General features: G+C 46.7%; 1 protein-coding gene. It reads left to right on the forward strand.

The window, feature by feature from the left end; genetic code table 11:
• Nucleotides 1-94: 94 nt before the first annotated feature.
• Nucleotides 95-285 (forward strand): hypothetical protein (locus tag B2633_RS12600; protein WP_483171049.1); only part of this gene is annotated, 191 nt, incomplete at its 3' end.

Here is a 285-nt window from a genome sequence, read left to right on the forward strand (position 1 = left end):
AAACGCTTTCAGACGGTTTATCCTGCAGTAAAGATCGGTTTGAAACGAGGAATAATAAAGAATTATGGCAAAGACAAATAAAAAAATAAAATTTGTGGTGACATTAGTTGGGATTTACCTGGCCTTTTTCCTCATCGGGTCGCTTTTGGGCGGAAGATTGGGCGTGTTGAGCAATGCTCCGGGATTGGCCTGGCTGGGCGACGGACAGGTAAATATACTATTCATGGGGGTGGATGCCCGCTCTGCGGAGGTCAACTCCAGAAGCGATACCATGATTCTGGCCAG

Origin of the sequence: Syntrophomonas sp. UBA1041 (assembly GCF_002316705.1) — a bacterium.
Taxonomy (GTDB): domain Bacteria; phylum Bacillota; class Syntrophomonadia; order Syntrophomonadales; family Syntrophomonadaceae; genus DTU019.